This window comes from Mycobacterium colombiense (genome assembly GCF_001953985.1).
Classification (GTDB): domain Bacteria; phylum Actinomycetota; class Actinomycetes; order Mycobacteriales; family Mycobacteriaceae; genus Mycobacterium; species Mycobacterium colombiense_B.
Genome location: NZ_MBEI01000061.1, coordinates 1 through 13,010, shown reverse-complemented (window position 1 = coordinate 13,010; position 13,010 = coordinate 1). Strand labels below are relative to the sequence as shown.

Below are 13,010 nucleotides of genomic sequence, written 5' to 3'. Positions count from 1 at the left end.
GGCCAGAGTTGGCTGGTGTGATTCGGGGGCCCAGACGGCCGCGAGACAGGCGCCGCAAGTCTCACGCCTCGAAGCGATACCCCATGCCCGACTCGGTCAGCAGATGTTTGGGATGCGAGGGATCGTTCTCGAGTTTGCGGCGCAGCTGGGCGAGATACACACGCAGATAATGCGTTTCGGCCGCATACGCCGGGCCCCACACCTCTTTGAGGAGTTCCTCACGGCCGACCAGCTTGCCGCGGTTGCGGACCAGAACCTCGAGCATTCCCCACTCGGTGGGAGTGAGGTGGACTTCGCTGCCGTTCTTGGTGACCTTCTTGGCCGCCAGGTCGACGGTGAACGATTCGGTCTCGATGACCGGTTGCTCCAGTTCGGAGGCTGCGGTGTTGCGGCGCACCGCGGCACGCAGCCGCGCCAAGAATTCGTCCATTCCAAAGGGTTTGGTCACATAGTCATCGGCGCCGGCGTCCAGCGCCTCGACCTTGTCCGACGAATCGGTGCGCGCGGACAACACGATCACCGGCGCGGTGAGCCAGCCGCGCAGGCCGGCCAGCACATCGATGCCGGAGATGTCGGGCAGGCCGAGGTCGAGGATCACCACGTCGGGTTTGTGCTCGGCGGCCGCGCGCAACGCGCCGGCCCCGCTGGACGCGGTGATCACGTCGTAGCCCCGCACGGTGAGGTTGATGCGCAGCGCACGCAGGATCTGCGGTTCGTCGTCGATCACCAAAACGCGCGTCATACCGCGTCCATCGCTTGCGGCGCAGCCATATCCACGATCACGGTCAGTCCGCCTCCCGGGGTGTCGGTGGCCGTTATTGTCCCGCCCATCGCCTCGACGAAGCCCCGCGCCACAGACATCCCCAGGCCGACGCCGATGGTGTTGTCGTTATCGCCGAGCCGCTGAAACGCTTCGAAGATCTGGTGCTCGGCCCCATGCGGAATGCCGGGGCCCTCGTCGATGACGTTGATCAGCACGCGATCCCCCACCCGGCCGGCGTTGACACGCACCACGCAATTGGGCGCGTAGCGCAGCGCGTTGTCGATCAGGTTGGCCAGCACCCGTTCCAGCAGGCCGGCGTCGGCCATCACCATGGCGTCGGCCACGTCGACCTTGACCCGGTCGATGGCAGACCGGAAGAAGCCGGTGGCGCCCTTGCCGATGCTGATCAGAGCCCGCTGCACGGTCTCCTCCAGATACACCCGGCGCAGATCCGGATGGATCACCCCGGCGGCCAAACGCGATGAATCGAGCAGGTTTCCGACCAGCGCGGTCAGCTGATCGATCGACTCCTCGATGGTGGCCAGCAATTCGGCGGTGTCGGCGGGGGAGAAGGCGACGTCCTCGGCGCGCAGGCTGGAGACGGCGACCTTGGCCGCCGCCAGGGGCGTGCGCAGGTCGTGGCTGACCGCCGACAGCAGGGAGCGACGCAGTTCGTCGGCCCGGACGATCGCCTCGGTGCGGCTGGCCTCCTCGGCGAGCTCGCGCTGCCTGAGCAACCCCGCGGCCTGCCTGGCCACCGCGCCGAGCACCCGCCTGTCCCGCGCGGAGAGCTTCCTGCCCGCCAGCAGCATCCAGAACTCGTCGTCACCGACCTCGATCGCGGTGTCGGCGGAATCGACGGTGGCGCAGGGGTCGCGGCCCACGCAGGCCACGACGTCGCTCTTCTTGCCGGCGGCGCGGGCCTCCTCGCCGGGCTCGCGCAACATGGTGACCGCCCGCTGGGCGTAGGTCTCGCGCACCCGTTCGAGCAGCGTGTCGAGATCGGCGCCGCGCAGTACCGACCCCGCGAACAGGGTCAGCAGCTCCGCCTCCTGCGAGGCGCGACGGGCTTCCCGGGTGCGTTTGGCCGCGAAGTCGACCAGCACCGCGACCGCGACCGCGATGAGCAGCAGCACCAATTCGGTGATGGCGTTGTTGGGTTCGGCGATGGTGAAGCTGTGCCGGGGGGTGATCAGGAAGTAGTTCAGCAGCAATCCGGACAGCACGGCCGAAAGTGCCGCGGGCGCAATACCTCCCAACAGCCCGACCAACAGGACGCCGATAAAGAACAGCGCGCTCTCGCCGCCGGTATCCAGGTATTGGTCCAGCGTCGTCACGGTGATCGCGCAGATGACCGACGGCACGATGAAGGCCGCCAACCACGACGCCACCCGCCGCTCGCGGGGCGCCAGCGAGGACGCGCGGAAGCCGCGTTTGGACTCTTCGTGGGTGACCAGGTGCACGTCGATCTTCCCGGACAGCTCGACGATCCGCGGGCCGATTCCCTCCTCGAACAGCCGCGCCCAGCGCGACCGGCGGGAGGTGCCGATCACCAGCTGCGTCGCGTTCATCTCGCGGGCGAACTCGAGCAGGGCCGTTGGTACCTCGTCGCCGACCACAGTGTGCATCGACGCATCCAGGCTGTTCGCCAGCTCCCGGATCTTGGCCATCCGTGACTCCGACAGCCCGGCCAGCCCGTCACCGTGGATGACGTGCACCACCATCAGTTCGGCGGTCGACTTCGAGGCGATCCGCGACGCGCGCCGCACCAGCGTCTCGGACTCGGGACCACCGGTGACGGCCACCACGACCCGCTCGCGGGCCTCCCACATGTCGGTGATCTTGTTCTCGGCCCGGTATTTGGCCAGCGCGGTGTCGACCTGGTCGGCAAGCCACAGCAGCGCCAATTCCCTTAACGCGGTGAGGTTTCCACGCCGGAAGTAGTTGGACAGCGCCGCATCGATGCGATCCGGGGCGTAGACATTGCCGTGAGATAACCTGCGGCGCAACGCCTCCGGTGTGATGTCGATGAGCTCGACCTGCGACGCCTGGCGCACGATCGAGTCCGGTATGGTCTCCTTCTGCTCGATGCCGGTGATCTGCGCGACGACGTCGTTCAGGCTTTCCAGGTGCTGCACGTTGACCGTGGAGATCACGGTGATCCCGGCGTCGAGCAGTTCCTCGACGTCCTGCCACCGCTTGGGGTTCTTGCTGCCCGGCGTATTGGTATGCGCGAGTTCGTCGACCAGGACGACCTGGGGGTGGCGCGCCAAGACCGCCGGTACGTCGAGTTCGGGGAAGCTGCCGCCGCGGTAGTCGACCTGGCGCGGCGGAATCACCTCGATGCCCTCAAGCAGCTCAGCGGTTTTCGACCGCCCGTGGGTTTCCACCACGCCCGCCACCAGATCGGTGCCGCGTTCCAGCCGCCGATGTGCTTCGCCCAGCATCGAGTACGTCTTGCCCACACCCGGAGCCGCACCGAGGTAGATGCGTAACTCCCCGCGCTTGGGATGGTGGTCGCGGAGGCTGACGTCACTCACGTCAACCATCATCCCCCTTGCCGCTAACTCGTGACCGGATACCGGTGGTCGAGTTGCAGATTTAGTTGCAGCACATTGACGCACGGTTCACCGAGAAAACCGAGGCCGCGGCCGCTGCTGTTCTGCGCGACCACTTCGCGTATCTGATCTGCGCTGACGTGACGCACCTTGGCCACCCGCGCCACCTGCAGATCGGCGTAAGCGGGCGAGATGTTCGGGTCCAGGCCGCTGCCACTGGCGGTCACCGCGTCCGCCGGCACCGCCGGATCGGCCGGCGCGGCGCCGCGGATCGGCAGGATCTGCCCAATCGTGTAGTCCTCGCCGTACTGGGCACATCCGACGCGCACACCCTCGTAAAGGGCGACGAACGGCGTAGTCGTCGACCCGCACGGCTCGTTGACGCTGACCACCCGGGTCGGGTGGGTGACGTTGCCGCGTCCGTCGCGCGGGCCGATCACCGACAGCACCGCACCCACACCGCCGCCCGTGCAGAACGGCCGCGACCCATCGACTCCCTCCAGCTTGCCCACCGCGGCGCTGCGTGAGCACACCGTCGTCAACAGGCTCGGCTTGAAACCCGCGTCCGACGCGGACTTGCCGGCCGCCAGTTGCGAGGGATCGGCGGGCGTGTCGACGACGCTTTCCGGCCCCAGGTTGCTGCCGCCCGACGACGTCGGGTCATACCCGGTGCCGGCCGCCGAGGGGCGACTCTGGAAGTACTGCGGCAGTGCGTTGCCGTCCTTGTCGGTGAACGACTGGCCGATCAGCCTGCTGCCCACCGGCTTTCCGTCGGCGGTGAGAATCGACCCTTCGGCGTGGTCACGCAGTCCCGGAAACTGTGCGACCACCCAGATGAACAGCGGGTAGGCCAGGCCGGTGATCACGGTCAGCGCCAGCAGCGTGCGCAAAGCCGCCCAATGCAGGCGGACGAAATTCGAGAACGTCATGTCAGGACATCCCTGGGATGAATTGGACGATCAGGTCGATCAACTTGATTCCGATGAACGGGGCGACGATGCCACCGAGGCCATAGACGTAGAGGTTGCGGCTCAACAGCTTTGACGCGCTGCTCGGCGTGTACCGCACGCCGCGCAGCGAAAGCGGGATCAGCGCGACGATGACGACCGCGTTGAAGATGACCGCGGACAGGATCGCCGATTGCGGGCTGTGCAGCCGCATCACGTTGAGCAGATCCAGGCCGGGGAACAGCGCGACGAACATCGCCGGGATGATCGCGAAGTACTTCGCGATGTCATTGGCGATCGAGAAGGTGGTCAGCGCGCCCCGGGTGATCAGCAGCTGCTTGCCGATCTCCACGATCTCGATGAGTTTGGTGGGATCGGAGTCGAGGTCGACCATGTTGCCGGCCTCTTTGGCGGCCGACGTGCCGGTGTTCATGGCGACACCCACGTCGGCTTGAGCCAGGGCTGGCGCGTCGTTGGTGCCGTCGCCCGTCATCGCGACCAGCTTGCCGCCCGCCTGCTCGCGCTTGATCAGGTCGAGCTTGTCCTCGGGCGTGGCCTCGGCCAGGAAGTCGTCCACTCCGGCCTCGTCCGCAATCGCCTTGGCGGTCAACGGGTTATCGCCGGTAATCATCACCGTCCGGATGCCCATCCGCCGCATCTCGTCGAACCGCTCGCGCATGCCCTGCTTGACGACGTCCTTGAGATGGATGACGCCGAGCACCGCCGCTTCGCCGTCGCGGCTTTCCCCGACCACCAGGGGGGTGCCACCGCCGGCCGAGATGCCGTCGATGACCTCGCCGAGCTGCTGGGGCACTTTACCCCCTTGGGCGCGTACCCATTCCGCGACCGAACTCGCCGCACCCTTGCGCAGCTGGTGGCCGTCGAGGTCGACACCCGACATCCGGGTGGTGGCCGAGAACGTCACCCATTGGGCCTGGGACAGCTCACCCGGTGTGCGCGCACGCAGCCCGAAGTGCTGCTTGGCGAACACGACAACCGAACGGCCCTCGGGTGTTTCGTCGGCGAGGCTGGACAACTGCGCGGCGTCGGCGAGCTGTTCGGCGGAGACCCCGTCGAGCGGGATGAAGGCCGCGGCCTGCCGGTTGCCCAGCGTGATGGTGCCGGTCTTGTCCAGCAGCAGGGTGTTGACGTCGCCGGCGGCTTCCACCGCCCGCCCGGACATGGCGAGGACGTTGCGCTGCACCAGCCGGTCCATGCCGGCGATGCCGATGGCCGACAGCAGCGCGCCGATCGTCGTCGGGATCAGGCAGACCAGCAACGACACCATCACGATGCCGGTGACGCCGCTTGCGTTGAGCGCCTGGCCATCCGGGACGCCGGGGTTGTTCGCCTTGGAGTAGATCGCCAACGGCTGCAAGGTCGCGACGGCGAAGACGAAGATGATCGTCAACGCGGCCAACAGGATGTTCAGCGCGATCTCGTTCGGGGTCTTCTGCCGGTTGGCGCCCTCGACCAGCGCGATCATCCGGTCGATGAAGCTCTCCCCGGGCTTCTGGGTGACCTTCACGACGATGCGGTCGCTGAGCACGGTGGTGCCGCCGGTGACCGCGGAACGGTCGCCGCCGGACTCGCGGATCACCGGCGCCGACTCGCCCGTGATGGCCGATTCGTCCACCGAGGCAATGCCTTCCACGACGTCACCGTCGCCCGGGATCACCTGCCCCGCCTCGACCACGACGATGTCACCCCGCTGTAGCTGCGGCGCGGCGACCGCTTCCTCGACCGCGGGCGCGCCCGGCGCCCAGTCCCTGAGCCGCCGGGCCATGGTCTGGGTTTTGGCGCGGCGCAACGTTTCGGCCTGCGCCTTGCCGCGGCCTTCGGCCACCGCCTCGGCCAGGTTGGCGAACAACACCGTGAGCCACAACCAGATCACGGTCAGCCAGGCGAACCACGTCGGGTCGATGATGGCCAACGCGGTACTCCAGGCGGCGCCGATCTCCACGATGAACATCACCGGGTTGCGCCACAGGGTGCGTGGGTTGAGTTTGCGCAGCGCGTCCGGTGTGGACTTCCACAGCATCTTCGGGTCGAGCAGTCCGCCCTGCACCCGTTTTCTGCCGGTGGACACCGCCGGCTGGGTCCGCTCGGTGGGGTGGATCGCGGTCGCGGTCATCAGTGGATTCCTTCAGCGAGAGGCCCGAGCGCGAGCATGGGCAAGAACGTGAGGGCAACGACAATCAACGTGACGCCGGCGACCATGCCCACGAACTGCGGGCGGTGCGTGGGCAAGGTGCCCGCCGAATCCGGTGTGCTGCCCTGCCTGGCCAGTGACCCGGCCAGCGCCAGCACCAGCACGATGGGCAGGAACCGGCCGAACGCCATGGCCAGGCCCAGAGCCGTGTTGTACCAGTCGGTGTTGGCGCTCAGCCCGGCGAAGGCCGACCCGTTGTTGTTGCCCGCCGAGGTGAACGCGTAGAGCACCTCGGACAGTCCGTGCGGTCCGCCGTTGAGCATGCCGGCCCGCTGGCCGGGCAGCGCCATCGCGATCGCGGTGCCGGTCAGCACGATCAACGGGGTGACCAGGAAATAGCTTGCGGCGAGCTTGATTTCGCGCGGGGTGATCTTCTTGCCGAGGTATTCGGGGGTACGCCCGACCATCAGCCCGGCGACGAAAACGGTGATCACCGCCAGCATGAGGATGCCGTACAGGCCAGAGCCGGTGCCGCCGGGGGCGACCTCGCCCAGCTGCATGTTGAACATCGCGATCATGCCGCCCAGGCTGGTGAGGGAGTCGTGGGTGGAGTCGACGGCCCCGGTGGAGGTGAGCGTCGTCGCGGCGGCGAACACCCCCGAGTCGGTGACGCCGAAGCGCTGCTCGACTCCCTCCATCGCGGAGCCGATCGAGGTCTGCACGGTCCCGTGGTGCTGCACCTGGAACCACAGCATGAACGTCGTGCTGGTCGTATAGAGCGTCGCCATCACGGCCGCAATCGCGAAGCCCTGCTTGGTGTTACCCACCAAGCGCCCGAAGGTGCGCGGCAGCGAGAAGCCGATCACCAGGATCAGGAAGATCTCCAGCCAATTGGTCCATGCGGTCGGATTCTCGAACGGGTGCGCGGAGTTCGCGTTGTAGAAGCCGCCGCCGTTGGTGCCGAGCTCTTTGATGACCTCCTGGCTGGCCACCGGTCCGCCGGTGATGGTCTGCTGGGTTCCGTTGACGGTGGTGACCATCTGGTCGTGCAGGTGGAAGTTCTGGATCGCCCCACCGGCCACCAGCAGGATCGCGCTGAGGACGGCGATGGGCAGCAGGATGCGAAGCGTGCCGCGGACCAGGTCGACCCAGAAGTTGCCCAGCTCGCCGGTGCGTTTGCGGGCGAACCCGCGCACCAGCGCGACGGCCACCGCCATCCCGACGGCGGCCGAAACGAAGTTCTGCACCGCCAGGCCGGCCATCTGCACCAGATGGCCCTGAGTCGTTTCGCCCGAGTAGGCCTGCCAGTTGGTGTTGGTGACGAAGCTGACCGCGGTGTTCCACGCCAGCGAGGGCGTCATCTTCGTGGCCGGATCATGCAGATGCAGCGGCAATTTGTTCTGCACGAGCTCGAATACGAACAGGAACAGGATGCTGACCGACGAGAACGCCAACACGCTGCGCGCGTAGGCGCCCCACGTCTGCTCCGAACGGGCATCGACCCCGATCAGTCGGTAGATCACTCGCTCGGCATACAGGTCCTTCTCCGACGTGTACACGCGAAACATGTAGTCCCCGAACGGCACGTGCACGACCACCACCGCCGCGACGAGGACGACGAGGAATAGGATCCCGGCCGTTGTCGTGTTCACTTAGAACCTCTCCGGGAACAGCAGGGCGCCCCCGAGGTAGAGCGCGATGACGATGGAAAGCACCAAGCCGACCGCGTTTTGGTAGTTCACAGCCGCTCGACCAACTTCTGCGCCAGGCCGAGTGCGGCGAACACCGCCACGGTCAGCACGAGATACACCACCACGCCCATCATTTCTCCGTCCCGCGCCCATCACGTGCATACGAAAGGACCTCGGCGAGCCAGCCACAGCGCACTCCTGCTCGCCAAGGTCAGCTCGAAATTAACTCTGGTGTCATCCGCCGGAGCGTTCGGTTGACGCTTTCCTAACGCGCGCACACGGCACATTTACGGTTTCTTAACGCCCCCGACGGCGGCGTCCGGTCCGCGCCGTACCGGCCAGGGCCGAGAGAATACTGACGTCGCCAATCACCCTCTGTAACAACAGAGTTCAGGCTCAGCGGGATCGCCGTCGGCGAGTTAACGTGATGGTTTGTCGGAGCTCGAGATCAACGGCAGCCGCACCCGGAAGACCGTGCTGCTCTCGTCGGATTCGGCGGTGACCGAACCATGATGGGCCTTGACGATCGAGCTGACGATGGCCAGACCCAGCCCATTGCCCGAGCCGTTGGATCTCGACTTGTCGGCCCGAACGAACCGTTCGAACAACTTGGGCAGCAGGTCCGCGTCGATGCCGGGACCGTCGTCCGTGACGGTCAGTTCCGCGTAGGGCGCGCCGGGACCCTCACGGCGGCAGGCGATTCCGGTCGTCACAGTGACCCCCGGCGGGGTGTGCACGCGCGCGTTGCTGAGTAGGTTGCTGACCAGTTGATGTAACCGGGCGTGATCGCCGCGCACCCAGACCGGCTCGTCGGGCAGATCCTTGACCCAGTGATGCGTCAACGCCGCCACGGTCGCGTCGTTCACCGCGTTGCTGACCACCTCGGCCAGGTCGACGTCCTCGGTCTGCAGGTCTTGCCCTTCGCCCAGGCGGGAGAGCAGCAGCAGCTCGTCGACGAGCGAAGCCATCCTTCGCGCCTCGGACTCGATTCGGGCCAACGCGTATTCGGTGGTCGGCGGCAGCGCCGAACTGTCCTGGCGGGTCAGTTCCGCGTAGCCCTGAATGGCCGCCAGCGGTGTGCGTAATTCGTGGCTGGCGTCGGTGATGAACTGGCGCTGCCGCAGATCCGAGTCGACCCGATGCGCCAGCGCGCTATCGACGTTGTCCAGCAAGCGGTTCAGCGTGTGCCCGACGATCCCGACCTCATTTTGCGGGTTGGTGTCCTCCGGTGGCACCCGGACGCTGATCCGGTGGTCGTCGTCGGTGAGCGGCATCGCGGCGACACCGGCCGCGATCGACGCCAGCCGGCGCAACGGACGAAGCGTGTAACCGACCACCCACACGGTGAGTCCGGCGGTGATCACCAGCGCCGCCGCGGTGAGCACGATCGTGGTGAGCTGTTTGCGGGCGATGATGCGGTCGGCGAGGTTCTGCGACACCCCGACCACCAGGACGTCGGACCCGACGACGGTGCTATCGACGCGGTAAGGTCCCAGCCTGCCGAGGATTTCCGTGCGCGGCGGCCCGTCACTCCAGGTCTGCGATTGCAGGTCGCGGACGACGTCGGCCGGCGCGGGCTTGGGTTCGTCTTCGGAGAAAACCGCCGACCCGATCACGGTGCCGTTGTGCAGCACGGCGATCAGGTTTCCCGGCGTCTGCCCGGTGAATTCCAGCATCGCCTGTGTGATCGGTGGGGTGGTGCCGGGATGCGGCGAAACATGTTCGCCGTTGCGGAATTTGGTGTACTGGTGGCTGAAAGCGTCCAGGGACTCGGCGACATCGGCATCGCTCATGATGTTGACATAGCCGCGCAGGCTGAGCACCGAGACGATCCCGACCGTCACCAGCACCACGCTGACCACCGCCAGCACCCCCAACAGCAGTTGGCGCCGAAGCGAATGGGGGAACCACCGCGGAAAGCCCCCGGATGTGGTGTCTACGCCTCGGGTCATTCCGCAGGCCGCAGCATGTACCCCACACCGCGGACGGTATGAATCATCGGTTCCCGCCCCGAGTCGATCTTCTTTCTCAGATACGAGATGTAGAGATCCACGATGCTGGTGCGGCCGGCGAAGTCGTAATTCCAGACACGGTCCAGGATCTCGGTGCGGCTCAGCGCGCGGCGGGGATTGCGCATGAGGAAGCGCAGCAATTCGAACTCGGTGGAGGACAGCGATATCGGGTCGCCATTACGGGTGACTTCCCGGCTGGCGCTGTCGACCTTGAGGTCGCCGACCTTGAGGGTTTCGGCCGTCGGCGTGGGCTGCTGGCCGGAGCGGCGGAGCAACCCACGCAACCGGGCGACCAGCTCCTCGAGGCTGAACGGCTTGGTCATGTAGTCGTCGGCGCCGGCGGTCAGACCGGTGACTCGGTCCATCACCGAGTCGCGCGCGGTGAGGAAGAGCGTGGGGGTGTAGGCGTCGGATTGGCGGACGCGTTCCAGGATTCGCAATCCGTCCACGTCGGGAAGCATGATGTCGAGGACGAGGACGTCGGGACTGACCCGGTCGAACTTGGCCATGGCCTCGCGCCCGTTGTGGGCGATGTCGACAACCCAGCCTTCGTAGTGCAGCGCCATCTTCACCAGGTTGGTCAATGCCGGCTCGTCGTCGACCAGCAAAACCCTGATGGGTGACCCGTCGGCACGGTAAATCCTGGGCAGCTGCCCCAGAATGGCTTGGCGTGGGCGCTGCGCGGCTGAGTTTCCCGACATTGCGGTCATGTTCCTACATTCTGGCAAGCCACACATACGACTGTCACGGAGTTCATAGAATTCTCAAATGTAGCGTGTTCGCCTGATCGCATACGGTGCGGCTCAAATATGTGTTTTCTATGTGCCGGGTGTGTCGCCTTGAGGTGAATCGGCATTCGAAAATACTGGGATGCAGAGTCGTTGGCTTGACGGACGCGATCCGGTACATGGTCGCGGTCGCCAAACCAACGGTGCCAGAATCGATTTCATCTAGAGCGTGGGCGCTGCGGTGCAGCGAATGCCGTCGAGTGTTCAAATCGTGCGGCGGCGGGGGACGACGGTGTCCCGATCTTCATCCTTTCAAGTCACATCGTGTTGCGAATAGTGGTGCATTGACATGTTTTTCGTGGCGCAGCCCGCTTGCGCGAAGTCCCGAACACTGAGCGCGGTGCCGACCCGGATCGGCGGCGATGAATCGGCCGCGCACGGCGCGGTACCGCACGGGCCGGCGTCGTTCGTCGCGTCCGGCCGGTCCAGCAAACTTTTCTAGGATTAAGGAAGACAATGGATTTCGGCGCGTTGCCCCCGGAAGTCAACTCCGGGCGGATGTATCTGGGGCCGGGCCCCGGGACGCTACTGGCCGCCGCGGCGGCGTGGGACGCACTGGCCGCTGAGCTGAGCGTCGCCGCTGCCGGATACGAAGCGGTGATCACCACGCTGACCAGCGATTGGCTGGGCCCGACGTCGATGTCGATGGCGGCCGCCGTCGCGCCCTACGTGTTGTGGCTGCGGGCAACCGCCGAGCAGTGCGAGCAGTCGGGCCTGCAGGCCGGGGCCGCCGCGGCCGCGTACGAAACCGCGTACGCGATGACGGTGCCACCGCCGCTCATTGCGGCCAACCGCGCTCAGCTGATGACCTTGGTCGCGACCAACTTCGTCGGGCAGAACACCCCCGCCATCATGGCCACCGAGGCGCAGTACGGCGAGATGTGGGCGCAGGACGCCGCCGCGATGTACGGCTACGCGGCTAGTTCGGCAACCGCCTCGACCTTCAGCGCATTCCCGCCACCGCCGCAGACGACGAATCCCGGCGGGATGACCGGTCAGACCGGTGCGGTCGCTCATGCGGCCGCGGCGCAGGCCGGCGGCCACGCCCAGGCGGCCTCGGCGCACGCGATGTCCTCGGTGCCGCAAGCGCTGCAGAGCCTGTCCACCCCGGGATCTTCGACGGGCGCGGGGCTGTCGCCGGCCGCGATGGGCACCGGGGCGTCGCTGGGGTCGTCCGGAGCCTCCGCCCCGCTCGGCGCGCTATCGAGTTTGTCGGGCACCGGTAAAGGTGCCACCAAGGGCGCGAGCACCGGGCTGGGAGCGGTGCAGGGCGCCAGCTCCGCGCTCGGCGGCGCCGCCGGGTCCGGGGACGCGGCCGGCCTGGCGTCGGATGCGATCGGGCTGGGTTCCGATTTTGCCGGCCTGGGCGCCGACGGCGCCGGGTTGGGCGGTGACGGCGCCGGGGTCGCCATGGACGTGTACGGCCTGGGGCTCGACATGGAGGGCGCGGGTTCGATCATCGGCGCCGAAGGGGGCGCGGCCCCGGGCTTGGGAAGCCTGGGCGACATGGGAGCGCTGGGAAGCCTTGGGCCGGTGGGCGGACTCGGCGCAACGACGTCGGCGAGTGTGGGCCAAGCGTCGTCGCTCGGCACCCTGTCGGTGCCGCCGACGTGGGCCGAGACGGTTTCCTCCGTCGCGCCGCTGCCGGTTTTCGACGCCGCCGCACCCGGGGCGGTGGGCGCGGTGTCATCACCGGCAAGCGGCGCGGGCATTTCCAAGCTGCCGCTGGGCGCGATGGTCGGCCGCGAGTCCGACGGTGGGGCGCACCGAATCGGGTTGCGCCCGGCGCTGTTTCCGCGTTCCCCGGTGGCCGGATAGCCGGCCCGGCAACAAATCGGGCTTGCGCCGTTGCGGCCTACGAAAAACGGGGCCGCACACCAAGTGGTGTGCGGCCCCGGTGTCGAGACGAGGTGTCAGGCCCAGCTGGACCCGACGGCGCTGTCCGTGGCGGACATGTTGTTGCCCGCGGACTGGACCTTCTGTCCGTGGGAGTTGGCCTGCTCGTAGATGACCTGGAAGTTCCGACCCAACTGGGTGATGAACTCCTGGCATGCCACCGAACCCGCACCGCCCCAGAAGTCGCCGGCAGCAAGCACATC

The 13,010-nt window shown here is 67.0% G+C and carries 12 protein-coding genes; 2 read left to right on the top strand and 10 right to left on the bottom strand.

The genetic code is table 11. From position 1 onward, the window contains the following. Positions 1-61: 61 nt before the first annotated feature. The 9 genes from A5732_RS19450 to A5732_RS19410 form a co-directional block, all read right to left on the bottom strand. Positions 62-742, bottom strand: coding sequence for a response regulator (locus A5732_RS19450; protein WP_076103061.1), 681 nt, complete (start codon positions 740-742; stop codon positions 62-64). Then, positions 739-3,315, bottom strand: coding sequence for a sensor histidine kinase (locus A5732_RS19445; protein WP_076103060.1), 2,577 nt, complete (start codon positions 3,313-3,315; stop codon positions 739-741). Before A5732_RS19445 ends, A5732_RS19450 begins: the two co-directional genes overlap by 4 nt. An 11-nt stretch (positions 3,316-3,326) precedes the next feature. Beyond that, a complete protein-coding gene (locus A5732_RS19440; RefSeq protein ID WP_076103059.1) occupies positions 3,327-4,250 on the bottom strand; it encodes a potassium-transporting ATPase subunit C in 924 nt (307 codons plus the stop codon). Position 4,251: 1 nt separating this feature from the next. Then, positions 4,252-6,402, bottom strand: a complete 2,151-nt coding sequence (gene kdpB / locus A5732_RS19435; RefSeq protein ID WP_076103058.1) for a potassium-transporting ATPase subunit KdpB — start codon at positions 6,400-6,402, stop codon at positions 4,252-4,254. Beyond that, positions 6,402-8,072, bottom strand: a complete 1,671-nt coding sequence (gene kdpA, locus A5732_RS19430) for a potassium-transporting ATPase subunit KdpA (protein ID WP_076103057.1) — start codon at positions 8,070-8,072, stop codon at positions 6,402-6,404. The genes kdpB and kdpA overlap by 1 nt, the downstream gene beginning before the upstream one ends. Then, positions 8,073-8,162, bottom strand: coding sequence for a potassium-transporting ATPase subunit F (locus tag A5732_RS19425; protein WP_064953956.1), 90 nt, complete (start codon positions 8,160-8,162; stop codon positions 8,073-8,075). It abuts the gene before it with no gap. After that, entirely contained in the window at positions 8,159-8,242 is an 84-nt protein-coding gene (locus A5732_RS27645; protein WP_067128756.1) for a potassium ABC transporter ATPase, read from the bottom strand. Before A5732_RS27645 ends, A5732_RS19425 begins: the two co-directional genes overlap by 4 nt. A 288-nt stretch (positions 8,243-8,530) precedes the next feature. Further along, positions 8,531-10,063, bottom strand: coding sequence for a sensor histidine kinase (locus tag A5732_RS19415; protein WP_076051174.1), 1,533 nt, complete (start codon positions 10,061-10,063; stop codon positions 8,531-8,533). After that, positions 10,060-10,833 carry a response regulator transcription factor gene (locus A5732_RS19410; RefSeq protein WP_076051173.1) on the bottom strand — a complete coding sequence of 258 codons (774 nt, stop codon included), beginning with the start codon at positions 10,831-10,833 and terminating at the stop codon, positions 10,060-10,062. The genes A5732_RS19415 and A5732_RS19410 overlap by 4 nt, the downstream gene beginning before the upstream one ends. 376 nt (positions 10,834-11,209) lie before the next feature. On the opposite strand from A5732_RS19410, the gene A5732_RS27370 reads away from it, so the two are divergent. Further along, complete coding sequence (locus tag A5732_RS27370; protein ID WP_171975053.1) at positions 11,210-11,353, top strand: hypothetical protein; 144 nt, start codon at positions 11,210-11,212, stop codon at positions 11,351-11,353. Positions 11,354-11,367: 14 nt separating this feature from the next. Beyond that, positions 11,368-12,729, top strand: a complete 1,362-nt coding sequence (locus tag A5732_RS19405) for a PPE family protein (protein ID WP_076103056.1) — start codon at positions 11,368-11,370, stop codon at positions 12,727-12,729. 95 nt (positions 12,730-12,824) lie between these two features. On the opposite strand, the gene A5732_RS19400 is transcribed toward A5732_RS19405, so the two are convergent. Continuing rightward, the coding region (locus A5732_RS19400) for a WXG100 family type VII secretion target (RefSeq protein WP_171975052.1) at positions 12,825-13,010 on the bottom strand (186 nt) is incomplete at its 5' end.

Bases quoted from the DNA above. Each gene is read 5' to 3' on its own strand.
- A5732_RS19450 (WP_076103061.1), bottom strand. From the start codon at position 742: ATGACGCGCGTTTTGGTGATCGACGACGAACCGCAGATCCTGCGTGCG.
- A5732_RS19445 (WP_076103060.1), bottom strand. From the start codon at position 3,315: ATGATGGTTGACGTGAGTGACGTCAGCCTCCGCGACCACCATCCCAAG.
- A5732_RS19440 (WP_076103059.1), bottom strand. From the start codon at position 4,250: ATGACGTTCTCGAATTTCGTCCGCCTGCATTGGGCGGCTTTGCGCACG.
- kdpB (WP_076103058.1), bottom strand. From the start codon at position 6,402: ATGACCGCGACCGCGATCCACCCCACCGAGCGGACCCAGCCGGCGGTG.
- A5732_RS27645 (WP_067128756.1), bottom strand. From the start codon at position 8,242: ATGGGCGTGGTGGTGTATCTCGTGCTGACCGTGGCGGTGTTCGCCGCA.
- A5732_RS19415 (WP_076051174.1), bottom strand. From the start codon at position 10,063: ATGACCCGAGGCGTAGACACCACATCCGGGGGCTTTCCGCGGTGGTTC.
- A5732_RS19410 (WP_076051173.1), bottom strand. From the start codon at position 10,833: ATGACCGCAATGTCGGGAAACTCAGCCGCGCAGCGCCCACGCCAAGCC.
- A5732_RS19405 (WP_076103056.1), top strand. From the start codon at position 11,368: ATGGATTTCGGCGCGTTGCCCCCGGAAGTCAACTCCGGGCGGATGTAT.